The organism is Piscicoccus intestinalis NBRC 104926 (assembly GCF_001515525.1).
GTDB lineage: Bacteria > Actinomycetota > Actinomycetes > Actinomycetales > Dermatophilaceae > Kineosphaera > Kineosphaera intestinalis.
Genome location: NZ_BCNQ01000059.1, coordinates 1 through 22,397 on the forward strand (window position 1 = coordinate 1; position 22,397 = coordinate 22,397).

At 72.1% G+C, this 22,397-nt stretch carries 18 protein-coding genes, 1 tRNA gene, 3 pseudogenes and 1 riboswitch; of the genes and pseudogenes, 19 read left to right on the plus strand and 3 right to left on the minus strand.

Annotated features, from left to right (window positions below; all coding sequences use genetic code 11):
• The 10 genes and pseudogenes from PINTE_RS23225 to PINTE_RS10890 form a co-directional block, all read left to right on the plus strand.
• Nucleotides 1-364, plus strand: a pseudogene (locus PINTE_RS23225) (prephenate dehydrogenase); the annotation flags it as partial.
• 107 nt (nucleotides 365-471) lie between these two features.
• Nucleotides 472-2,745, plus strand: a complete 2,274-nt coding sequence (gene der, locus PINTE_RS10855) for a bifunctional cytidylate kinase/GTPase Der (protein ID WP_068430090.1) — start codon at nucleotides 472-474, stop codon at nucleotides 2,743-2,745.
• A 288-nt stretch (nucleotides 2,746-3,033) separates the two neighbouring features.
• Nucleotides 3,034-3,107, plus strand: a tRNA-Pro gene (locus tag PINTE_RS10860).
• Between the two features lie 779 nt (nucleotides 3,108-3,886).
• Entirely contained in the window at nucleotides 3,887-5,149 is a 1,263-nt protein-coding gene (locus PINTE_RS10865; RefSeq protein ID WP_068430094.1) for a CaiB/BaiF CoA transferase family protein, read from the plus strand.
• Nucleotides 5,150-5,291: 142 nt separating this feature from the next.
• A pseudogene (locus PINTE_RS25050) lies at nucleotides 5,292-5,492 on the plus strand (Gfo/Idh/MocA family oxidoreductase); the annotation flags it as partial.
• A 101-nt stretch (nucleotides 5,493-5,593) separates the two neighbouring features.
• Nucleotides 5,594-6,196, plus strand: a pseudogene (locus PINTE_RS24340) (Gfo/Idh/MocA family oxidoreductase); the annotation flags it as partial.
• Between the two features lie 583 nt (nucleotides 6,197-6,779).
• Nucleotides 6,780-7,223: a type II 3-dehydroquinate dehydratase gene (gene aroQ, locus PINTE_RS10875; RefSeq protein WP_068430097.1), complete on the plus strand. Its 444-nt coding sequence runs from the start codon at nucleotides 6,780-6,782 to the stop codon at nucleotides 7,221-7,223.
• Nucleotides 7,224-7,433: 210 nt separating this feature from the next.
• Nucleotides 7,434-7,733 (plus strand): hypothetical protein, encoded by a 300-nt coding sequence (locus PINTE_RS10880; protein ID WP_068430100.1) that lies wholly within the window; start codon nucleotides 7,434-7,436, stop codon nucleotides 7,731-7,733.
• A gap of 217 nt (nucleotides 7,734-7,950) precedes the next feature.
• On the plus strand, nucleotides 7,951-8,130 hold the full coding sequence (locus PINTE_RS10885) for a hypothetical protein (RefSeq protein ID WP_068430103.1): 180 nt from the start codon (nucleotides 7,951-7,953) through the stop codon (nucleotides 8,128-8,130).
• 84 nt (nucleotides 8,131-8,214) lie between these two features.
• Nucleotides 8,215-9,393, plus strand: a complete 1,179-nt coding sequence (locus tag PINTE_RS10890) for an acyl-CoA dehydrogenase family protein (RefSeq protein ID WP_068430106.1) — start codon at nucleotides 8,215-8,217, stop codon at nucleotides 9,391-9,393.
• Here PINTE_RS10890 and PINTE_RS10895 read toward each other — a convergent pair.
• From PINTE_RS10895 to PINTE_RS10905, 3 genes are all read right to left on the minus strand, one after another.
• Nucleotides 9,375-10,049: a TetR/AcrR family transcriptional regulator gene (locus PINTE_RS10895; protein WP_157087180.1), complete on the minus strand. Its 675-nt coding sequence runs from the start codon at nucleotides 10,047-10,049 to the stop codon at nucleotides 9,375-9,377. The genes PINTE_RS10890 and PINTE_RS10895 overlap by 19 nt on opposite strands.
• A 122-nt stretch (nucleotides 10,050-10,171) precedes the next feature.
• Entirely contained in the window at nucleotides 10,172-11,038 is an 867-nt protein-coding gene (locus tag PINTE_RS10900; protein ID WP_068430110.1) for a shikimate dehydrogenase, read from the minus strand.
• 170 nt (nucleotides 11,039-11,208) lie between these two features.
• Nucleotides 11,209-12,828 (minus strand): bifunctional shikimate kinase/3-dehydroquinate synthase, encoded by a 1,620-nt coding sequence (locus PINTE_RS10905; RefSeq protein ID WP_068430117.1) that lies wholly within the window; start codon nucleotides 12,826-12,828, stop codon nucleotides 11,209-11,211.
• Between the two features lie 330 nt (nucleotides 12,829-13,158).
• On the opposite strand from PINTE_RS10905, the gene PINTE_RS10910 reads away from it, so the two are divergent.
• The 9 genes from PINTE_RS10910 (at nucleotide 13,159) to gcvP (ending at nucleotide 22,298) form a co-directional block, all read left to right on the plus strand.
• On the plus strand, nucleotides 13,159-14,070 hold the full coding sequence (locus PINTE_RS10910; protein WP_157087181.1) for a DUF881 domain-containing protein: 912 nt from the start codon (nucleotides 13,159-13,161) through the stop codon (nucleotides 14,068-14,070).
• On the plus strand, nucleotides 14,067-14,399 hold the full coding sequence (locus PINTE_RS10915) for a small basic family protein (protein WP_068430129.1): 333 nt from the start codon (nucleotides 14,067-14,069) through the stop codon (nucleotides 14,397-14,399). Before PINTE_RS10910 ends, PINTE_RS10915 begins: the two co-directional genes overlap by 4 nt.
• Before the next feature lie 10 nt (nucleotides 14,400-14,409).
• Nucleotides 14,410-15,252, plus strand: coding sequence for a DUF881 domain-containing protein (locus PINTE_RS10920; protein ID WP_084343481.1), 843 nt, complete (start codon nucleotides 14,410-14,412; stop codon nucleotides 15,250-15,252).
• A 123-nt stretch (nucleotides 15,253-15,375) separates the two neighbouring features.
• Nucleotides 15,376-15,765 carry a glycine cleavage system protein GcvH gene (gene gcvH, locus PINTE_RS10925; protein WP_068430133.1) on the plus strand — a complete coding sequence of 130 codons (390 nt, stop codon included), beginning with the start codon at nucleotides 15,376-15,378 and terminating at the stop codon, nucleotides 15,763-15,765.
• A gap of 240 nt (nucleotides 15,766-16,005) precedes the next feature.
• Nucleotides 16,006-16,542, plus strand: coding sequence for an FHA domain-containing protein (locus PINTE_RS10930; RefSeq protein ID WP_068430134.1), 537 nt, complete (start codon nucleotides 16,006-16,008; stop codon nucleotides 16,540-16,542).
• Between the two features lie 4 nt (nucleotides 16,543-16,546).
• Nucleotides 16,547-17,254, plus strand: a complete 708-nt coding sequence (gene ftsR, locus PINTE_RS10935) for a transcriptional regulator FtsR (protein WP_068430135.1) — start codon at nucleotides 16,547-16,549, stop codon at nucleotides 17,252-17,254.
• A 60-nt stretch (nucleotides 17,255-17,314) separates the two neighbouring features.
• Nucleotides 17,315-17,821 (plus strand): bifunctional nuclease family protein, encoded by a 507-nt coding sequence (locus PINTE_RS10940; RefSeq protein WP_068430142.1) that lies wholly within the window; start codon nucleotides 17,315-17,317, stop codon nucleotides 17,819-17,821.
• 559 nt (nucleotides 17,822-18,380) lie between these two features.
• Entirely contained in the window at nucleotides 18,381-18,971 is a 591-nt protein-coding gene (locus tag PINTE_RS10945) for a MerR family transcriptional regulator (protein WP_068430144.1), read from the plus strand.
• Nucleotides 18,972-19,053: 82 nt separating this feature from the next.
• A riboswitch (glycine riboswitch) is annotated at nucleotides 19,054-19,186 on the plus strand.
• 181 nt (nucleotides 19,187-19,367) lie between these two features.
• The gene (gcvP, locus tag PINTE_RS10950) at nucleotides 19,368-22,298 is read left to right on the plus strand and encodes an aminomethyl-transferring glycine dehydrogenase (protein ID WP_068430162.1); all 2,931 of its coding nucleotides are present in this window, start codon (nucleotides 19,368-19,370) and stop codon (nucleotides 22,296-22,298) included.
• Nucleotides 22,299-22,397 lie beyond the last annotated feature (99 nt).

Genomic DNA, 22,397 nt, shown 5'->3' on the forward strand with positions numbered 1-22,397 from the left:
CCTGGCCGGCGTCGTCGCGGCGCTCGACGCGATCGGCGACGACCCCGACTCCCCGGCGCCGGGCGCGCGGCGGGCTTTGGCCTCGGTCATCGCCGACGGCAACGCCGGCCAGGCCCGCATCCCGGGCAAGCACGGCGCGAGCGCGGTGGCCTACGCCGAGGTGACGGTCGTCGTGCCCGACGAACCGGGCACCGTCGGGCGACTGCTCGTCGAGGTCGGCGAGGAGGGCGTCAACATGGAGGACATGCGCATCGAGCACGAGTTCGGCCGGCCGGTCGGCGTCGTGCAGCTCTACGTCGTGCCGGCGGCCGCGCAACCGCTCACCGAGGCGCTGCGGGCCCGCGGCTGGACGGTGCGCGACTGAGCGCTGCGCGGGCTCCGTGCGCTCGGTGCGGCTCTGGGCGCTCTGTGCGCGCTCGGCAGTTCCTCCCGGGCGCCGGAGCCCGGCTCCGTTGCGGATACCCTGACCAGATGACCTCCCTGTCCGTGCCTCCCGTGGTCGCCATCGACGGTCCCTCCGGTTCGGGCAAGTCGAGCGTCTCCCGCGAGCTGGCGCGCCGCCTCGGCGTCGCCTACCTCGACACCGGCGCGATGTACCGCGCCGTCACGTGGTCGGCCCTGCAGGCCGGCATCGAGCTGTCCGACGCCGACGCGGTCGCCGCCCACGCCGAGGAGTTCGACCTGGCGATGGGGATCGACCCGGAGGAGCCGGGCGTCTTCGTCGGGGACGACGACGTCACGCAGGCCGTGCGCGAGACCCGGATCAGCGCGGTGGTTTCCGTCGTGGCCGCCCAGCCGCGGGTGCGCGAGCAACTCATCGCGATGCAGCGCGACATCATCGACCAGGCCCGGCAGGAGGAACTCGGCATCGTCGCCGAGGGCCGTGACATCACGACGGTCGTCGCGCCCGACGCCGACGTGCGGATCCTGCTCGTCGCCAGCGAGGACGCCCGGCTGCGCCGCCGCGCCGCCCAACTGCACGGCGACCTCGGCGCCGACGCCGACGAGGTGCTGGCGCAGACCCGCGACGAGGTCGTGCGCCGCGACGCCGACGACGCCAAGGTCACCGCGTTTCTCGAGCCGGCGCCCGGCGTCATCCTGCTCGACACCTCCGAGCTCGACTTCGAAGAGTCGGTGCAGGCCGCGCTGACGATCGTGCTCAGCACCGCCTCCTGGGAGAGCGGGGAGTCGGGTGAGTCGGGGGAGTCGGAGGAGCCGGACGATGGCTTCGACGAGAGCGACGCCTCCGAGGACGACGCGGACGACGACATCGCCGGCCTTGAGACCGTCTCCGTCGGGGCCGGCGAAGAGGGCGACGTCGAGCGGGCGCTGCGGGCCGGGCTGGGGGAGTTCGACCTGTCCGCGGGCGACCGCGCGCTGCTCGACCGCGGCGACCTCGACGAGGACGACGCCGACGAGGAGGCGGCCCGCCCGGTCGTGGCGATCATCGGCCGCCCGAACGTCGGCAAGTCGACCCTGGTCAACCGCATCCTGGGCCGCCGGGAGGCGGTCGTCGAAGACGTGCCGGGCGTCACCCGCGACCGGGTCGCCTACGACGCGGAGTGGTCGGGGCGCCGGTTCACGCTCGTCGACACCGGAGGCTGGGAGGTCGACGCGTCGGGCATCCACCTGCGCGTGGCCGAGCAGGCCGAGGTGGCGGTCGAACTCGCCGACGTCGTGATGTTCGTCGTCGACGCCACGGTCGGGGCGACGGACACCGACGAGGCGGTCGTCAAGATGCTGCGGCGCTCGCGCAAGCCGGTCGTGCTCGTCGCGAACAAGGTCGACGACCAGCGTTCGGAGGCCGACGCGGCGATGCTGTGGTCGCTGGGGCTGGGGCAGCCGTGGCCGGTGTCGGCGCTGCACGGCCGCGGCAGCGGCGACGTGCTCGACGCGGTGCTGGAGGTGCTCCCGACGGTGTCGTCGGTCTCCGGGGCGTACCGCCGCGGGGGACCGCGCCGGGTGGCGCTGCTGGGGAGGCCGAACGTCGGCAAGTCGAGCATGCTCAACAAGCTCGCGGGCAGCGAGCGGGTGGTCGTCGACGACGTGGCGGGCACGACCCGCGACCCGGTCGACGAGTACATCGAGTTGGCCGGCAAGACGTGGCGATTCGTCGACACGGCGGGCATCCGGAGGCGGGTGCACCAGACCCGCGGGGCCGACTTCTACGCATCGCTGCGCACGCGGACGGCGCTGGAGAAGGCCGAGGTGGCGGTCGTGCTCATGGACGTCAGCGAGTCGCTGACGGAGCAGGACGTGCGGGTCGTCCAGCAGGTCGTCGACGCCGGGCGGGCGCTGGTGTTGGCCTTCAACAAGTGGGACCTGCTCGACGAGGAGCGCCGCTACTACCTGGAGCGGGAGATCGCGCGGGACCTCGTGCAGATCCAGTGGGCGCCGCGGGTCAACGTGTCGGCGCGCACGGGCCGGCACATGGAGCGGCTCGTGCCGGCGCTGGAGACGGCGCTGGAGTCGTGGGACACGCGCATCCCGACGGCCCGGCTCAACGCGTTCCTCGGCGAGGTCGTCGCGGCGCACCCGCACCCGGTGCGCGGCGGCAAGCAGCCCCGCATCCTGTTCGCCACCCAGGCCTCCACGCGCCCACCGCGATTCGTCGTCTTCGCCTCGGGGTTTCTCGAGGCCAGCTACCGGCGTTTCCTTGAGCGGCGCCTGCGCGAGCAGTTCGGCTTCACCGGCTCCCCGATCGAGCTGTCCGTCCGCGTCCGCGAGAAGCGCCGCAAGCGCTGAGGCAGGCGTAGGCCTGACCCGGTGAGCCGGCGCTGGCGCCGACCCGGGCAGGTGACGCTGGCGCTGACCAGGGGAGGTGACGCTGACCCCACCCGGAGAGGCGGCCGAGAGCCCGGCAACGCGCAGGCGTTCGAGGCGGGCGACGCGTGGCGTCTGCGAGCGGGTCGCTCCCGCCCCGAATCGCCCAGCCCCGCCGACCGGGCACGTGAGCCGCGGACCGCACCGCCGCAGGGCGATTCGAAGCGGCCCGCGGTCATGCGGTAGTCTGCCGGAGGCTCGAACGGGCCACGGGACGTGGCGCAGCTTGGTAGCGCACTTGACTGGGGGTCAAGGGGTCGCAGGTTCAAATCCTGTCGTCCCGACGGAAAAGCCCTGGTGAGAAGACCTCTCACCAGGGCTTCGTTGTGGGCCGGGTGCGACTCGTCACGCGGTCGAGGCCCGCCCTGGGCTGCCGTGGGGCCAACGGTGCCCGAGACAGCCACCGCTCGGACTATCACCGCGCGACCCACGTTTTCGGTGCCAACGCTCTGACCAGCGATATCGTGGAACGGGCTGGCGTCAGGTGTCCACGGTGATAGTCCGAACGGTGACTAGCAGCCGGTAACTAATGGCCGGAGCCCTTGACGGCCGCGGTGCTGGCCCGATGAGTGCGGCCAGGGGATCCACACGCCACGCGCTCCCCAACCCACCCGCTCCCCAAGCCACAGGAGCCTGTGCCATCGGACGAGACCGCCGGGCTCTGACGAAATCATCTCCGCAGAGGTGATCCAGTTGAAGTCGGGCGGTCCGGTCTCAGCCCCCGAGACCACCCGCCCAGCCCCCGACACCACCCGCCCGAACGGGCCATGCGCCGCGTTAACCGTTCGGAGAATTGCCTCGCGACGAAGGCCGCGCGGGCCGGGGCGCCTGTGCCAGGGTGAGGGGCGGCGACCGCCGACCGGGCGAAAGCCGCAGCCCGACGAAGGCCCAAACGACGAACGCCAAGGCGACGAACGCCAAGGCGACGAACGCGAAGGCCAGCCCAGGCCAAGAGCAGCCCAGGCCAAGACCAGCCCAGGCCCAAGACCGGCGCAGGCGCGAAGGCCAGCGCAGGCCGAGCCATCCCAAGGCGCCGCACCTGAGACGAAGGAGTCGCAGACAGATGAGCAGCGAGGCCGCGAGCAGAACGCGGCCCCTGGCGGGCGTCCGCGTCATCGACTACTCGCACTTCCTCGCGGGCCCGTACCTGTCGCGGTGCCTGGCGGCGATGGGCGCCGACGTCATCAAGGTGGAGCGCCCCACGACCGGCGACGCCTCCCGGCAGAGCCCGTATCAGCGCCAAGGCCACTCCGGCTACTTCATGCAGCAGAACCTCGGCAAGCGCGGCCTGTGCCTGAACATTAAGGACCCCCGCGGCGCCGAGCTGTTCGGCAAGCTCCTCGACACCGCCGACGTGTTCGTCGAGAACTACCGCCCCGGCGCCCTGACCAAGCTCGGGCTCGGCTACACCGACGTCGCCGCCCGCAACCCCGGCATCGTCTACTGCTCGATCAGCGCCTACGGGCACAGCGGGCCCGACTCCCACCGCGCCGGATTCGGCCTCATCGCCGAGGCCAAGGCCGGCGGCATGGCGATGCTCGGGGTGCCCGGCGACCCGCCTCCGGTCTACGGCATCTCGATCGCCGACATGTACACCGGCATCCACGGCGTCGCCGCCGTCAACGCCGCCCTCTTCGGGCGCACCCGCACCGGCCGCGGCCAGCACATCGACCTCGCGCTCTACGACTGCATGGTCTCCGTGCACGAATACGCCGTGCAGCAGTACCTCCTCAGCGACGGCCGGGTGCTGCCCAGCCAGATGGGACCCGAACTGCCCGGCTCCACCGTCTACGGCGTGTTCCGCGCCGCCGACGGCTACTTCGTGCTCGCCGCCCAGCAGGAGCCGACGTGGCGGCGCCTCGCGATGCTCATCGGGGGAGCGGAGCTGGAGGCCGACACCACCTACCACTCCCTCGAAGGCCGCAACGCCCACCGCGACCACCTGCGCGCCCTCATCGAGGAGTGGGCCACGCGCCAGTGCGGCGTGGCCAGCGTGCTCGAACAGCTGGAGGCCGCGGGCCTGGCGTGCGCGAAGATCCAGAACATCGACGACGTCGTCGCCGACCCCCAGATCGCCGCGCGCAACATGATCCTCGACCTGGAGCACCCGCAGCTCGGCCCGATCCGCTTGCCCAACCTGCCGTTCCGCTTCTCGGAGGCCGACACGAGTCCGACCCGCCTGGCCCCCGGCCTCGGGGAGCACAACGCGGAGCTCGCCGCGGAGCTCGGCTACGGCGACGCCGACATCGAGGAACTCCTGGCGCAGGGCGTGCTGTACACGGCGCCGAACGAGCCGGCCGCGGACGAACCCCCGGAGACCTCATGACCACGCGCATCGCGCTCGCCGGAGCCGGTCTCATCGGCCGCGACCACCTCGCCGCCCTCGCGGCGACCCCCGGCTGCGAGCTCGCCGCGGTCGTCGACCCGAACCCCGCGACCGCGGACATCGCCCGCACCGCCGGCGCCCCGTGGTACCGAGGTTGCCCGACCTCCTGGAGGCCGACCGCCCCGACGGCGTCATGCTCGCCACCCCCAACCCGCACCACCTGCCCGGCGCGCTGGAGTGCATGGCGGCGGGGGTGCCGGTGCTCGTCGAGAAGCCGCTGGCCGACTCCGCGCAGGCCGCTCGCGCCCTGCACGCGGAGGCCGAACGCCGGGGAGCAAGAGTGCTTGTCGGGCACCACCGCACCCACAGCGCGATCATGCGCCGCGCCGCCGACATCATCGCCTCCGGCGCCCTCGGCGACATCGTCGCAGTCACCGGCACCGCGCCCTGTTCGCCAAGCCCGACGCCTACTACGAGAGCGCCCCGTGGCGCACGCAGCCGGGTGGCGGCCCGATCCTGCTCAACCTCATCCACGAGATCCACAACCTGCGCATCATGTGCGGCGAGATCGAGCGGGTGCAGGCGGTCACGTCGAACGCGACCCGGGGATTCGCCGTCGAGGACACCGCCGCCATCGTCGTCGGGTTCGCCTCCGGCGCCCTCGGCACGTTCCTGCTCTCCGACGCCGTCGGCTCGGCCCGCAGCTGGGAACAGACCTCGCAGGAGAACCCCGACTACACGACCTACCCCGACGAGGACTGCTACCACGTCGCCGGCACGATGGGCTCGCTGTCGGTGCCGACGATGCGCCTGAAGCGGTTCCGCTCACCCGCTGACCGGTCGTGGTACCTCCCGCTGGAGGAGTCGGTCACCCGGCCGGAGCGCGCCGACCCGCTGCGCGCCCAGATGGCGCACTTCGCCGCCGTGATCCGCGGCGAGGCGCAGCCGCTGTGCACCACCCGCGACGGCGCGCTCAACGTGCTCGTCGTCGACGCCATCAAGCGGTCCGCGGCCTCCGGCGCGGTGGTGGACATCCACCCGCTGTGACCCAGCCGTCTCCGGCCGTCGATGCCCCGGGGGCTGCGGGGACTTCGGCACTCCGGAGGCTGCGGGGGCTGCGGGGCCGGTAACGGGACACCTGTTTCCGGCTCCGGACACCGACCGGCTCACGGGACACCGATAAGACGACAGGACACGCGCGATAGCCGGTGTCCCGTCGAGCAACCGGTGTCCCGCCGAACAACCCGTGCCCGGTTCGACGCGCCAGGGCCCCGCCGAACAACCGGTGTCCCGCCGAGGAGCCGGAGGCAGCCCGGGCGGGGTGCTCGTGCCGAGGCCGGAGGAGGAGTGCGAGTGACACAGGCCCCCGGATTCCACGTGAACTAACCGGAGAATTACCTGACGCCGATCGGGGCCCGGCGCGCACCGGCTGTGCCACGATGGTGCGCGTCACTCGGGCATCGGCCGTCTCGCCGAGGCCGGAGCCGCCCACAGCCGCCACCGCCGGCCGCGTGCCGAGGTCGGCCGACGTCCCCGATCGAGAAGCGGGCGGTTCCGTCGGCAATCCCCGCTGTCGCCGCAGGTCACGGTCTTCGGCCTCCGGGGCACCACCACCCACGAAGGAGTCCGCATGGACGTGCTTCTCATCAACGGCCCGAACCTCAACTCCCTCGGCACGCGCAACCCCGCGCAATACGGCACGACGACGCTCGCCGACGTGGAGAACAGCGTCACCGCGCAGGGCGAGGAGCTCGGCCTGCGCGTCGAGTGCTTCCAGAACAACCACGAGGGCGGCATCGTCGACCGCATCCACGAGGCCAAGAAGCAGGGCTGCAAGGGGTTCGTCATCAACCCGGGCGCCTACACCCACACGAGCATCGCCATCCGCGACGCGTTCGAGGCGGTGGAGTTGCCGTTCGTCGAGATCCACATCAGCAACGTGCACGCCCGCGAGGCGTTCCGCCATCACTCCTACCTGTCGCCGATCGCGGCCGGCGTCATCGTCGGGTGCGGGGTGCGGGGCTACAACCTTGCGCTCGCGCACCTGGCCGCGCTCATCGAGGAGCGCTCCTGACGCGAGCGCGGGCCGGCACCGCGCACTCACGCGGAGGCGGCACGACACCCCGCGCACCCCGTCCGCACAGCTTCGTCGCTAGGGGTATCCCGGGGGCCCGCGGTGCGGTACAGTCGCGTTCGAAGATTTAACTATTTAGTTCATTGCCTGGTCGCGCCGATGCACCCGATCGCCGACTCCGGGCGCCGGTCAACGCAGACATCGGAAGGCATGAACATGGCTGACGGCAAGCCCAAGAGCACCACCCCCGAACAGGACGCCGAGCTCGACGCCGCGTTCGAGAAGGCGCGCGCCGCGATGGCGCAGATCGAGGACTACACCCAGGAGCAGCTCGACCGCCTCTGTCAGGCGATCGCGTGGTCGGTCGCCAACAAGGTGACGTTCACCCGCCTCGTCAAGGAGGGCATCGAGGCGAGCGGCCTGGGCGACCCGGTGAGCCGCATGGGCAAGCCCGGCGAAGACGATGCTCATCGGCGCACGGCACGATCATCCTCGTCGTCGGCGGCCTGACGTTCTGCTCACCGTCATCTCGGCGATCGCCGCGTTCCTGTCTCCGGAGACCTACCGGATGCACCGCGACGACCTGGGCGTGCCCGGCGCGCAGCAGATCCCGAAGGACGAGTACGACCGGCTCCGTGCCGAGTCGCTGGCGCAGGCGCGCGCCGCGAAGGCGGCCCGGCACTGACGGCCGGCCACACCGAACCCCGACGGCAGAACGGAGAACCGAGTGCGTTCCACGACCAATCCGATCGTGGCCATGGTGTTGTGTGTCTTCCTCGGGCTGGTCGGCTGGTACATGCGGGGCCAACCCGGGCAGAACGCCTCCTTCATGGGCCTGGCGTTCCTGGTCGTGGCCGCCGCCGGCTTCGTCGGCAATCTGCTGGTCTGGCTCGGTAGCCGACGGTGACGACGGCGCGGCCGCATCGCGACGATGCGGCCGCGTCGCCGTGTCGTCATGCCGCCGTGAGTTGTTGACGAAAGGTCGATACCCGTGGATTTCGCGTTGACCAGTGAGCAGCAGACGCTCGTGCAGACGGTGCGAAAGTTCGTGTACCGCGAACTGGTGCCGCTGGAAGACGAGATCGAACGCACGGGTCAGCTCGCGCCGGAGCTCGCCCGATCGGTTTTCGAGAAATCCACGAGACTCGGCTTCTATGCCACGAACGTGCCCGAGGAGTACGGCGGAGGCGGTCTGTCCGCGCTCGAGACGATGCTGCTCGAGGAGCAGTTCGGGCACACCAAGGACATCCTCATCCGGCGCGCCTTCGGCAACGTCTACGAGGTGCTGTTCGTCGGCACCGACGAGCAGAAGCAGCGCTGGCTGCTGCCGTGCGTGCAGGGCGAGCGGACCTGCTCGATCGCCATCACCGAGCCCGGAGCCGGGTCCGACGCCGCCGGCATCAGCACCCGCGCCACCCCGACCGGCCAGAGGTGGACGCTCAACGGGCACAAGCACTTCGTCAGCGACGGCATGTTCTCCGACTTCTTCATCGTCTCGGCCGTCACCGATCCGGCCGCGCGGCCCCGGCACATCTCGCTGTTCCTCGTCGACAAGAACACCCCCGGGGTGACCATCGGCAAAGACCAGAAGATGATGGGGCTCACCGGCACCAGCCACGTCGAGATCTTCTTCGACGACGTGGCTCTCGGGCCGGAGAACCTGCTCGGCGGTGAGGGCAACGGGCTGCGGCTCGTGCTGACCACCCTCGGCCGGGTGCGGCTCGGCCAGGTCGGCGCCCGCGCCCTCGGCAAGGCCTGCCGCCTGCTCACCCTGGCCGTCGAATACTCAGCGCAGCGCGAACAGTTCGGTCGGCCCATCGGCGACTTCCAGATGATCCAGGCCATGCTGGCCGACAGCGCCATCGAGATCCAGCGCTCCCGGCTCTTGCTCTGGCGCGCGGCGTGGGCCCTCGACGTCGGCGACGACAAGGCCGCGCGCACGCTGATCTCCATGGTCAAGGTCGACGCGGCCGAAACGCTCGGGCGAGTGGCCGACCGCACCGTGCAGATCTTCGGCGGCAGCGGCTACGCGAAGGAGTCGGTGGTCGAACGGCTCTACCGCGACGCCCGGATCTTCCGCATCTTCGACGGCACCTCCGAGATCCACCGCACGGTAGTCGCCGGCGGCCTGCGCCGCGTCGGCCCCCAGGTCTACGACGTGGGAGCCTGACCGGCTCCGTCCTCCGGCGTGCGCAACCAGGCGAGCATCATCGACTGCACGGTGGCGACGAGCTCGTCGAGGTGTTCGCGCGTGCGGATGTCGATGTCGAACGAGGCCTCGACAGTGGGGGCGTTGGTGATCCGGAAGACCGCGAGGCCGCTCATCATGAGGTGTAGTTCGAGCGCGCTCGGCCGGCGCCGGAAGTCGCCGGTGGCCAGGCCGCGGTCGAGGATGTCGTCGATGAGCCTGATGATCGGCTGGTTCAACGCGCTCTGCCGGTGGGTCGCCTTGAGGTTCTGCGCGCAGAGCCGGTTCTCGGTGGCCACGAGCTTGGCGAGGTTGGGGTGGGCCTCGTGGTACTCGAGGGTGTGCCGGATGAGGCTCTGCAGCGCCTGCGGGGGCGCCAGCGCCGAGAGGTCCAGCGCCTGTTCGGCCTCCCGGATGTCGGCGTACGCCTTCTCCAGCACCGCGGTGTACAGCCCCCGCTTGTCGGTGAAGTAGTAGTAGATCATCCGTTTGGTCGTCAGGCTTCGGCTGGCGATCTCGTCGACCCGGGCCCCGAAGAAGCCGCGCGCCGCGAACTCGTCGGCGGCCACGGTCAGCAGGTCTTCACGGGTCCGCGCAGCGTTGCGTCGCCCTGCTGCGGTGGCGCGCGGCTCTGGCATGACGGACCTCTCGACGGCTGCCAGGGCCAGGAATTCGGTGGGCAGACCCGGTGCGGCGACGGCCGCGACCGGACTGCCGCCGCCACGCACGACCGGCGTGCGCTGCGTGTTCGCGGCCCCTTTCAGCCACCAACCATCTCACGCAGATGGGCATACATTCGACTCTGGCTCGCGGGCACCCCCGTGAACAGCGAAAACGCCTCGACGGCCTGCTCGGCGGCCATGCCGCCGCCGTCGACCGTCAGGCAACCCGCGGCCCGAGCGCGACGCACCAGCTCGGTCTCCAGTGGGAAGTAGACGACCTCCGCGACCCACAGGTCAGGGCGCAGCAGCTCGGTCGGCACGGCGCATCCGGGGTGGGTGGCCATACCGGTCGGCGTGACGTGCGCGATGCCAACGGCGCCGTCGTCGAGCGCGGCGGCCAGGTCGGAGCCGATCGTGATGCGACCGTCTCCGTAGAGGGCGTTCATGCGGTCGGCGAGCAGGCCGGCCCGGGCCTGGTCGAGGTCGAGAAGCGTGATGTGCTCGAAGCCGAGGTCGAGCAGGGCGTAGGCGACCGCGGAGCCGGCGCCACCGGCTCCGATCTGCACCACGCGGGTGCGCGGACGGTCGCCGAGCGCGGCCTCCAGCGGACGGGAGAAGCCGCACCAGTCCGTGTTGTGCCCGACCGCCCGGCCGTCGCGGATGACGACGGTGTTGACGGCCCCGAGCGCGGTGGCGCGGTCGGAGAGTCCGTCGAGGTGCGGGATGATCGCGGTCTTGAACGGGTGCGTGACGTTGAAGCCGCTGTAGCCCAGGCGCTTGGCCCAGCCGATGACCTCGGGCAGGTCGTCCGGGCCGAGGTGCTCGACGAGGGCGTCGAGGATGCGATACGGCACCGACATGCCCTGCTCGTGACCCTCGCGCTCGTGCATCGCCGGGGTGCGCGAGGCGCCGATGCCCTCCCCGATGAGAAAGAGGCTGTGCGTGGTCAGTGGCTGCGCTGCCATGGGGGACTCCGTTCGCGAGGGGCGAGGTCTCCCGCGTGTCCCGGTGCGGGACCGCGACGGGATTCACCCCCAGTATGTACGGTCTAGTCCGTTCGATGGGGCGGTACGGCCAGCCTCATCGAGGGCTCATCGAGGGCTCATCGAGGGCTCATCGAGGGCTCATCGAGGGCTCAGAGGGGCTCCGCGGCGAGGTCGGCGAGGGCGCCGGCGACGTCCTGCGGCTGCGGCCCGACGCCGGCCTCGGGCACGCCGAGCGCCCGCAGCAGCACGAACCGCCAGCCGCGCCGGTACTTACGGTCCTTGCGCAGGGTGTCGACCAGATCGTCGTAGGCGAACGTCGCGCGGACCGGCAGACCCAGGGCCTGCAGCACCTGCCGGTGCGCCCGCACCCCGGCCGCGTCGAGGCGCCCGAGCCGGTGGCTCAGGTAGGCCGCCGCCATCATCCCCAGGGCCAGCGCGTCACCGCCGGACAGCGAGCGGTCGGCCCGGGCGAACGCCCGCGAGAACGTGTGTCCGTAGTTCAGGTGCAGCCGGCCGCCCTCCTCGCGTTCGTCCGACGTGACGACGTCGCCCTTGATCTCGACGCTGCGCCGCACGAGGCCGACGAGGCGGGCCGTGTCGCGGGCGGCGATGGCCGCACTGCCGTCCGCCAGGTCGTCGAGCAGGGCGGGGTCGCGCACGAGTCCGTGCTTGACGATCTCCGCCAGGCCCGCGTCGAAATCCGGCCGCCCCGGGGCCGCCGCGAGGCTGACGTCGCAGACGACGACGACCGGCTGGTGGATGAGCCCGAGCAGGCTCGTGCCGTCGGCGAGGGCGACCGCGCACTTGCCGCCGACGGCGGAGTCGGCCTGCGCTTCCAGCGTCGTCGGCACCAGCGCGTGCGCCATCCCGCGGTTGTACGTCGCGGCCACGAAACCGACCAGTTCACAGACGCGTTCGCTGCCGACGCCGACGAGCAGGTCGCCGCGGTGCACGCCCAGGGCGCTCAGCTGCTCGGTGGTCCGGGCGAGCCGGGTCAGGCCGTCGGGGCCGTCGGGGCCGTCCGTTGCGCCGGTGCCGCCCGTGCCGCCGGGCTCGCCGTCGACGGTGATCCGGGAGACGGGCCGGTCGAGGTCGCCCAGGTGGTGGGCGACGAGCCCGGCCGCGTCGTCGGCGGCGTGGTCGGCGAGCACGACGATCCGCTCGGCATCGGTGGGCACCGGCAGCAGCCGCGCGATCTGGCCGACCAGACCGGCTCCGACGTGCACGCGGTAGGAGCCGCCGGGGGGTGCGACGAGCACGCCCTTGGTGCCGTCGGCCTCGGCGGTGCCGGTGATCTGGTCGATGATCTCCCAGGCGATGTCCTCGACGCGGCGGCCGGTCGTGCGCGAGACGACGGTGGCGACGTCGGCGTAGATCGCCAGGCGGCCGGCGTACAGATCCGGCAGGCCGGGATCGTGCAGCATCGGGCGGTACTCGTCGCGGCCCACGCGCAGGATCGCCTCGTCGAGGTCGACGTGCAGGTAGATGACGGTGTGCGCGGCGAGCCGCTCGCGCGTCGCCGCCCGCCCGCACGCGCCGCCGCCGAGCGACAGGACGCAGTCGGGCCCCTCGAGCAGGCGCTTGATCGCGCCCTCCTCGATGTCACGGAAGGCGTCCTGACCGTGCTCGGCGAAGATGTCCTTGATGGCCCGCCGCTGCTCGTGTTCGATGACGAGGTCGGAATCGACGAAGGGGAGGCCGAGCCGCTCGGCGAGGATGCGTCCGACGGTCGTCTTGCCCGCGCCCATGAATCCGACGACGACGATCAACGCTGTTCTCCTTGGCATCGGTGCAGTGCCCGCCGGCGGCGTGCGCACCGCGCGGCGCGGTCGCGCGCACTCTACCGGGCGTGCCCCACCCGGCCGAGAGCGGAGTCGTGTCGAACAATGGAGACCGCGGCCCGGTGCTGGAGGGTCGCGGGTACCGGATCCGACGGGTGAGGAGGGGTTGTGCGCGAGTCCGACGAGCGGGCCCCCGACGGCGCCGTCCCCGATAGCGTGCTCCCCGACGGCGTGCTCCCCGATGGCCCGAGTCCGGCGGACACCGGCGCGACGAGCGATCCGGCTCGAAGGCCCCCGCTGGGCCCCGTCGACGCATCGATGAGCCTGATCAACGAGCTGCTGAACCGCCCGCTCGATCCCGGCTACGCCGCGGCGGCCCGTCGCCGCGCCCGCGGGGAGCGGGCGGGGGCGGCGCAGCGCGTGGTCATCGGTCTGCTGGCCGTCGCGCTCGGCGTGCTCGTCGGTGTCGCGATCACCAACCTGCGGGTGCCCGCGGCCGCCTCCGCGCAGGCCCGCGAGGAGCTGGTGCACCGCATCGACGCGGCCAACGCCGACGCCGCGGGCCGCGAGGCCCGCATCGCGCGGCTGCGGGGGGAGGTCGACGCGCTCGGGGCGCGGGCCGCCTCCGAGACGGGGGAGGACCCGTCGGCGGCGGTCGCGGTGCTCGGGATCCAGGCCGGGTCGGTGGCGATGACCGGCCCCGGCCTGCAGGTGACGCTCGACGACGCCCCTGACGCCACCGTGGCCGATCCCGAACAGGCCCAGCGCGGCGGCGCGTTCGCGCCCGGGCGGATCGTGGCCCGAGACGTGCAGGCCGTCGTCAACGCCCTCTGGGAGTCGGGCGCCGAGGCGATCGCGATCAACGGTCAGCGGCTCACGTCGACGTCGGCCATCCGCCACGCCGGGCAGGCGATCCTCGTCAACTACCGGCCGCTGACCCGGCCCTATGTCATCACCGCGCTCGGGCCGCCGACGCTGCAGAGCCGGTTCGCCGACGGCCCCGGCGGGGCGTACCTCGCCGAGCTGAGCAGCGCGTACAACGCGGTCACCGGCACCGAGGCGTTCGCGGCCGCGGATCGCCGGCAGGTGCCCGCCGGGCCCGCGCTCTCGCTGCGATACGCCCGCCCCGACGGCCAGCCCGCGGCCACGCAGACCACGCCCAACGGCACCTCGAACGGCACCCCGAACGGCACCGGACCCACTCCGGGCGGCAAGGAGACGACGTCATGATTCCCGCCATCGGTCTGCTCGTCGGCCTCGTCATCGGCCTGGTGCTGCAGCCGAACGTGCCGCTGTGGATGCAGCCGTACCTGCCGATCGCCGTCATCGCGGCGCTCGATGCCGTCTTCGGCGGTATCCGGGCGGTGCTCGACGGGATCTTCGACGACAAGGTCTTCGTCGTCTCCTTCGTCTCCAACACCCTCGTCGCCGCGTTCATCGTCTTCCTCGGCGACCAACTCGGAGTGGGGGCCCAACTGTCCACCGGCGTCGTCGTCGTGCTCGGGGTGCGGATCTTCTCCAACGTCGCCTCGATCCGCCGGCACCTGTTCAAGGCCTGAGGGGGCGGCGATGAGCGACGAGCGCCTCGACCGGTCGAGCGAGGAACGCCCCGAGCAGACCCCGGAGCCGGCGCCCGGGCCGGGGCCCGAGCCGGAGAGCGCGGCGGAGCCGAACGGGTGGCGCCGGCTGCGGCAGGCCCTGCGGCCGCGGCCCTCGCGCTACGCGCTCGTGGTCGCGCTGCTCGCGGCGTTGCTCGGCGTCGGCATCTCCACCCAGATCGGGCAGACCCGCGAGGCGGGCCTGGAGAACCTGCGCCAGTCCGAGCTCGTCGGGATCCTCGACTCGGTGACGCAGCGCTCGAACCGGCTCGACGAGGAGATCACGCGGCTCACCCAGGAGCGCGACCGGCTCCAGCGGGAGCAGGGGGTGGACCCCGCGCAGGCGCGGGAGGCCGCGACGTCGCGGGCCGACGCCCTGGGCATCCTCGCCGGCACCCTGCCCGCGCGCGGCCCGGGCGTGCGGATCGCGATCACCGACGCGTCGGCGGTCGTCGGGTCGGCGAACCTCCTCGACGCGATCCAGGAGCTGCGCGACGCCGGGGCCGAAGCGATCCAGGTGGGCGACGTGCGCGTCGTCGCCTCCAGCTACGTCACGGAGGGTTCCGGAGGCGGGGTGCTCGTCGACGGCCGCAGCCTGCCCACCTCCTATGCCGTGCTCGCGATCGGCGACCCGCAGACGCTGGCGTCGGCGATGGACATCCCCGGTGGCGTGGTGGAGACGATCCGCGGCGTCGGCGCGACGATCGAGGTGACGCCGACCCAAGACCTCGCGATCGATTCGTTGCACGCGCCCGCGACGCCTCGTTACGCTCGACCCGAGTCGAACCCGAGCTCCACGACCCCGCCCGGGTAGGGTCGGCACGGTCGCAGCGGTCCGCGCGGTCCGCCTGCTCCGCGTCGTCCGTGCGGCCCCGTCGGGCGGACCCATCGAAACCATCAACCCGTCGCGCCGCCGGCGCCCGGATGGAGGAGTGCCATGAGCGAGCTGGAGTACCCCGAGGACCTGCGCTACACCGCCGAGCACGAGTGGGTCCGCAGCGGCGAGGACGGAATCGTGCGGGTCGGGATCACCTCGTTCGCCCAGGACGCCCTCGGCGACGTCGTGTACGTGAGCCTGCCGTCGGTCGGCGAGGAGCTCACCGCCGGCGACGCCTGCGGCGAGATCGAGTCGACGAAGTCGGTCAGCGACCTGTACTGCCCGCTCGACGGCGAGGTCGTCTCCGTCAACGACGCCCTCGACGACACCCCCGAACTCGTCAACTCCGACCCCTACGGCGACGGTTGGCTGTTCGAGCTGAAGGTCGCCGACGCCGCCGCGGTCGAGGAACTGCTCGACGACGCCGCCTACGAGGAGACGCTGGGTTAGTCGCGGGCTGGGCGGGCGCTGGTCGTGGGCGGAGGCCGTCTCACCGACGCCCGCGGCGATTGCGAGTTCTGCACGGGCCCAGCGACACTGATCCAACCAGGCGTGCCCCGTGCCGCCGCGGCGGGCGGGCGTCAGGCCGGTGCGGGTGTCGCGGGCGAGCAACGTCGGCGACGGGCCGCGAATGGTCTACCGTGGTGCTTCAGGTTTCACGTCAGGGTGAGGGAAGAGAGCAGGTGACACGTGGTGGTCGGCGCCGGCGAGGACGCACGGGACAACGACGAGCAGGGAAACGACAAGCAGGCGAATCCGGCGCAGCCGGGTGAGCAGGGCGGGGCGACCGAGGCCTCGCATCGTCCGTTCGATCCCGCCACCCAGCAGTTCCAGGGTCTGGGCGGCGCCGAGCCGGAGCCGGTCAGCGACGCCGACCGCGGCCTGTCCACCGAAGACCACGCGACGATCGAGGCGCTGCGCCCCGGCACCGCCCTGCTGCTCGTGCTGCGCGGGCCGAACACCGGCGCCCGCTTCCTCCTCGACGCCCCGACGACGACCACCGGGCGTCACCCCGACAGCGACATCTTCCTCGACGATGTGACGGTCTCCCGCAAGCACGCGGTCTTCCAGATCGAGGGCGACCAGTTCGTCGTGCGCGACGTCGGCTCGCTCAACGGCACGTACGTCAACCGCGAGCTCATCGACTCCGCGGTGCTGCGCCCGGGCGACGAGGTGCAGATCGGCAAGTACCGGCTGGTGTTCCACACCGCGCGTCGCGCGAACTGAGGTCGTGGCCGACAGCCACCCGACGGGCCGCCGCTCGATCGGGGCCGTGCTGGCGGAGCTGCGGGCGGATTTTCCCGACGTCACCGTGAGCAAAATCCGGTTCCTGGAGGCCCAGGGGCTGGTCACTCCGCGGCGCACCGCCTCCGGCTACCGCAGCTTCGACGCGAAGGACGTGCAGCGGCTGCGCTACATCCTCACCGCGCAGCGCGACCGGTTCTGGCCGCTGAAGGTGATCCGCGAGGCGCTCGACGCGATGGACCGCGGGCTGCAACCCGCCGGCCCGACCGACGAGCGCCCGACCGTGCCAACCGCCACCGACGACCCCGACGTGCCCAGCGCGCAGGAACTGCTGGAGCCGGGCCCGGCGCTGCGACTGACCCGCGCCGAGCTCATGACGGCCAGCGGCCTCAGTTCGCCGATGATCGACGCCCTGTGCGGCTACGGGCTCCTGCAGCCCGACAGCTCCGGGCATTTCGCGGGCGAGGCGCTGCCGGTGGCTCGGGCCGCGGGCGCGCTCGCCTCGTACGGCATCGAGGCCCGCCACCTGCGTCCGTTCCGCACAGCCGCCGACCGCGAGATCGGGCTCATGCAGCAGGTCGTCGCGCCGCTGCGCCGCCGGGACCCCGAGCGGGGCGATGTCGTGGCCGCGGAGGTGCTGCGCCACGGCATCGCGCTGCACACCGCGCTGGTCAAGGCGGCCCTGCGCGATTGAGGTGCCTGCGCGGGCCCGTTGGCGTGGGCCCCGGGACGGCTCAGGGGGTAGCGTGAGGGGGTGCGTGATCTCGACGTCCTCGGTGTCCGCGTGGAAATGCCGACGAACCAGCCGATCGTCCTGCTCCGGGAGCGGGAGGGCGATCGCTATCTGCCCGTGTGGATCGGGGCCGCGGAGGCCGCGGCCATCGCGTTCGCCCAGCAAGGCGTCACGCCGCCGCGCCCGCTGACCCACGACCTGCTGCGCGACGTCATCAGCGCCCTCGGGCACCAGCTGCGCGAGGTGCGCATCGTCGAGCTGCGCGACAACGTCTTCTACGCCAGCCTCGTCTTCGGCGAAGGGGTCGAGGTGTCGTCGCGCACCTCCGACGCCATCGCGCTCGCGCTGCGGGCCCAGGCCCCGATCCGCGTCGAGGACGCGGTCATCGACGAGGCCGGCGTCGTCGTCACCGAGGACGAGGACGACGAGGTCGAGCGCTTCCGCGAGTTCCTCGACCAGGTCTCCGCCGAGGACTTCGACACCCCCGGCGGTTCCGAGGGCTCGCCGGAGTCCAACCGCGGAGACTGACGGCGTGCGGCCGGCGGCAGAAGCCGGCGGTGACCCGCGCAGACGGGGGCAGTGACCACTCGACGGTCGCCGAATGGTCAATGCGAGGGGGAGCGCGACAGCCCGACTCCCTGACCTGCGGGGATGCGCGCGGCCCGACGACTGTCCACTCGCGAGTGGACAGTGCCCCACCAGCTGCCCCGTCTCCCCGTCGGCGGTTGTCGCTATGTCGCGCGCCCGCCGGCTGCGGTCTCGTCCCACCCGCTGCGGAACCACCGCCCTCGCGGGGTCGGCCCCTCACCCGGTGCCATTGAAGCACCCTAGGTCGCTGACCAGGCATGTTGCGGGTCACTGTGCAGTTGACGGTCAGGGTTTCGCAGTCTCGAGATGGGGACCCCAACCCTCAAGAGGCAGCTCAGCGCGACACGCCGACACCCCGGGGCGAGGCGGTGATTGACGGCCCTGGACGCGGCCCCGTAGCGTCATGTATGTCGCCGCCCGTGCCTGCACGCGGCGGCCCCACATTCACCTGACACCGGAGCCCGATCGGCACCGGCGGGTCGCATCCGAGGAGGCTGACGTGAACTCGAACGAGACGCCGACCGGTCGTCGGGTGACCGGTGACCAGGGGCTTCTCTTCGACGACGACCTCCCCGAGCTCGCCGAGGACGAGGGCTACCGCGGGCCGATCGCGTGCCGCGCCGCCGGGATCACGTACCGCCAACTCGACTACTGGGCTCGCACCGGGCTCGTCGAGCCCTCGATCCGCACCGCCACCGGCTCCGGCACGCAGCGCCTCTACGGTTTTCGCGACGTGCTCGTGCTCAAGGTCGTCAAGCGTCTCCTCGACACCGGCGTCTCCCTGCAGCAGATCCGGGTCGCGGTCGGTCACCTGCGTGAGCGCGGCGTCGACGATCTGGCGCAGCTGACCCTCATGAGCGACGGCGCCAGCGTGTACGAGTGCACGAGCAACGACGAGGTCATCGACCTGCTGCAGGGCGGCCAGGGCGTGTTCGGCATCGCCGTCGGCCGGGTGTGGCGCGAGGTCGAGGGCGAGCTCGCGACCCTACCGACCGAGCGCCTCGAGCAGGAGGGTGAGGCCGTGACCGCCGAGGCGGAGCCTCAGGTGGACGAGCTCAGCGCCCGCCGCCGCAAGCGCCGCATCAGCTGACACGCCGCTACCACACCGGCCGGCCGCTCGGCATTCGATATCCGGCACCCCGCGGACCGTGGTGATAACCTCAACGGGCCGACCACCCCGCGCGGGAGAGCCTCGCAGATCGACTGATGATCGACCGATGACCGACCGATGATCGACTCGGTCGCGAGGCGCCGAAGGAGCAAACCTCCCCGGAACCTCTCAGGCGCCAGGACCGCGCGGGCGAGGCACCCTTGGAGCCACGCCGCCGTGGTGACAGGTGGGGAGGGCCATCGACTCGCAGACCCGGAGCACCGGGCGGCGTCATCGAGCCGCCCGGCCGGGCCGACCGGCACAGGGAGAAGCCCCGTGAGCATCGACACCCACACCACCGATCACCGACCCGATCCCGCCGAGCAGGTCTGCGGCATCCCGCTGGCCGTCGACGCGCCGTTCGTCGCGCGCCACCTGGGCCCACGCGACGAGGACGTCGCCGCGATGCTGTCGGTCATCGCCAAGGACAGCCTCGACGACCTGATCGCGACGACGCTGCCCAGCGCGATCCGCACCGACCGGCCGTTGGGCATCGAGTCGGCACCCAGCGAGCAGGAGGTGCTCACCGAGCTGCGCGCCTTCGCGGGTGAGAACCGGGTGCTGACGTCGATGATCGGGCTCGGCTACTACAACACGGTGATCCCCTCGGTCATCAAGCGCGACGTGCTGCGCAATCCGGCCTGGTTCACCGCGTACACGCCGTACCAGCCGGAGATCTCCCAGGGCCGCCTCGAGGCCCTGTTGAACTTTCAGACCGTCGTCAGCGAGCTGACCGGCCTGGCCACCGCCAACGCCTCCCTGCTCGACGAGAGCACCGCCGCCGCCGAGGCGATGACCCTCATGCGACGCGCCTCCAAGGCGCCCAAGAACGCCGTGCTGCTCGTCGACTCCGGCGTGTTTCCGCAGACCCTCGCCGTGATCCGCACTCGCGCGCTGCCGATCGGCATCGAGGTCGCCGTCGGTGACCTCGACGGCATCGACTCCGCCGAGGCGCTGCGCGCCGCCGCCGGCGACCGGCACGTGTTCGGGGTGCTCGTGCAGTACCCGGCCGCGGACGGCCGGCTCCGCGAGACCGCGCAGCTGAACCGGCTCACCGAGGTCGCGCACGAGGCGAAGGCGCTGGTCACCGCGGCGGCCGACCTGCTCGCGCTGACGCTGGCCACGCCTCCCGCGCAGTGGGGCGCCGACGTCGCGGTCGGCACGACCCAGCGGTTCGGGGTGCCGATGTTCTTCGGCGGCCCGCACGCCGGCTACATGTGCGTGCGCGCCGGCCTGGAACGCACGATGCCCGGCCGGCTCGTCGGGGTGAGCAAGGACGCCGACGGGGCGCCCGCGTACCGCCTCGCGCTGCAGACCCGCGAACAGCACATCCGCCGCGAGAAGGCGACGAGCAACATCTGCACCGCGCAGGTGCTGCTCGCCGTGCTCGCCTCGATGTACGCCGTCTACCACGGCCCCGCCGGGCTGCGCCGGATCGCCCTGCGCACGCACGCCTACGCGGCCGCGATCCGCGACGGGCTCGCCGAGGCAGCCAAGGCAGCCGAGGTCGAGGTGCTGCACGACCGGTTCTTCGACACCCTCGCGGTGCGGGTGCCCGGACGCGCGGCCGAGGTCGTGGCCGCCGCCCTCGAGCGCGGCATCAACCTGTGGCGCGCCGACGACGACACGGTGTGGTTGTCGTGCGACCAGCAGACGACCGCGCAGGACGCGGAGGCGGTGCTCGACGCGTTCGGGGTGCAGGCGCGGGTCGACGTCGTCGACACCGACTCCGTTGACGTCGCGGGGCGCTGGGGGCAAGAGCAGGTGCGCACCGACGACTGGCTCACCCAGCCGGTCTTCAACACGTACCACTCCGAGACCGCGATGATGCGCTACGTCCGGCGCCTCTCCGACCGCGACTACGCCCTCGACCGCGGGATGATCCCGCTCGGCTCGTGCACGATGAAGCTCAACGCGGCGACCGAGCTCGACTCGATCACCATGCACAACTTCGCCGACCTGCACCCGTTCGCGCCCGCCGATCAGAGCCGGGGCAGCCGAGCGATGATCCGCCAGCTGCAAGACTGGCTCGTCGACCTCACCGGCTACGACGAGGTCACCCTGCAGCCCAACTCCGGCGCCTCCGGAGAGCTCGTGGCGCTCATGGCGATCCGCGCCTACCACCGCGACAACGGCGGGCAGGAGCGCGACATCTGTCTCATCCCCTCCAGCGCCCACGGCACCAACGCCGCGAGCGCGGTCATGGCGGGCTTCCGGGTGGTCGTCGTGAAGTCCACCGACGACGGCTCCGTCGACATGGACGACCTGCGGGCCAAGGTCGACCAGCACGGCGACCGGCTCGCGGCGATCATGGTGACCTACCCCTCGACGCACGGGGTGTACGAGGACACGATCATGCCGCTGTGCGAGCTCGTGCACGCCGCCGGCGGCCAGGTGTACATCGACGGCGCGAACATGAACGCGCTCGTCGGGGTCGCCCGGCCGGGGGAGTTCGGCGGCGACGCCAGCCACCTCAACCTGCACAAGACGTTCGCGATCCCGCACGGCGGCGGTGGCCCCGGAGTCGGTCCGGTCGGGGTGCGCTCTCACCTGGCCCCGTACCTGCCGAACCACCCGCTGGATGCGGAGGCGGGCCCGGCCACCGGCGTCGGCCCCAGCGTCGGCGCCCCGTTCGGCTCCGCCGGCGTGCTGTCGATCTCGTGGGCGTACCTGCGGCTCATGGGCGCCGCGGGCCTGACGAAGGCCACCGGCGTGGCCGTGCTCAACGCCAACTACATCGCGGCCCGGCTGCGTGAGCACTACCCGGTGCTGTACTCCGGCGCCGACGGCATCGTCGCCCACGAGTGCATCCTCGACCTGCGCGAGCTGACCAAGCGCACGGGCGTGACCGTCGACGACGTCGCCAAGCGCCTCATCGACTACGGCTTCCACGCCCCGACGATGAGTTTTCCGGTGGCCGGCACACTCATGGTCGAGCCCACCGAGAGCGAGGACCTCGCCGAGCTCGACCGGTTCTGCGACGCGATGATCGGTATCCGCGCCGAGATCGAGCACGTGGCCGCCGGTGAGGTCGACGTGGCCGACAGCGTGCTGCGCGGCGCCCCGCACACCGCGCCCGAGCTGGTGCGCGAGTGGGACCGGCCGTACAGCCGGCAGGAGGCGGTCTACCCGGGCGGCGTCGACCCGCGCAGCAAGTACTGGCCGCCGGTGCGCCGCATCGACGGCGCGTACGGCGACCGGCACCTGCTGTGCACGTGCCCGTCGCCCGAGGCGTTCGAGACGCCCGAGGCGGTCGCGGGGGCCTGAGCGCTGGCCTGGGCGCGGGGCCCGAGAATTCGGCGGGGTGCTGCGGTGTGCGTCAGCGGCTTCGGGCCGTAAGAATGTCCCAGAGCCGGGACCCCCTGG